The sequence below is a fragment of the Inquilinus sp. CA228 genome (genome assembly GCF_052078665.1).
In the GTDB taxonomy this organism is placed as follows: domain Bacteria; phylum Pseudomonadota; class Alphaproteobacteria; order DSM-16000; family Inquilinaceae; genus Inquilinus.
In genome coordinates, this window is sequence record NZ_JBQJIK010000201.1 from 1 (window position 1) to 678 (window position 678).

The window sequence follows — 678 nt, forward strand, 5'->3', positions numbered from 1 at the left end:
ACGGCACCAGGTCGCCCTCGACCTCGCTCGGGTTGACGAAATGGGTCATGCCGAAGCGCTCGCCCCATTCCTTCTTCGAGTTGTTCAGGTCGACGCCGATGATCATGTCGGCCCCGGCCAGGCGCAGACCCTGGATCACGTTGAGGCCAATGCCGCCGAGCCCGAACACGATCGCGGTCGCGCCTTCCTCGACCTTCGCCGTGTTGATCACCGCACCGATGCCGGTGGTCACGCCGCAGCCGATGTAGCAGATCTTGTCGAACGGCGCGTCCGGGTTGACCTTGGCCAGCGCGATCTCCGGCAAGACCGTGAAGTTCGAGAAGGTCGAGCAGCCCATGTAGTGGAAGATCTTCTCCTTGCCGATCGAGAACCGGCTGGTGCCGTCCGGCATCAGCCCCTGGCCCTGGGTCGAGCGGATCGCCGTGCACAGGTTGGTCTTGCGCGACAGGCAGGACGGGCATTGCCGGCATTCCGGCGTGTACAGCGGGATCACATGGTCGCCCTTGGCCAGGCTGGTCACCCCCAGCCCGACATCGACGACGACGCCCGCCCCCTCATGCCCCAGGATCGACGGGAACAGCCCTTCCGGATCCGCCCCCGACAGCGTGAACTCGTCGGTGTGGCAGATCCCGGTCGCCTTGATCTCGACCAGCACCTCGCCGAACTTCGGACCCTCCA

Annotated in this window: 1 protein-coding gene; it reads right to left on the bottom strand. The window is 65.6% G+C overall.

Annotation, left to right across the window (positions count from 1 at the left end; translation table 11 throughout):
• On the bottom strand, positions 1 to 678 hold a 678-nt coding region (locus ACTOWL_RS38000), incomplete at both ends, for an alcohol dehydrogenase catalytic domain-containing protein (RefSeq protein WP_441326488.1).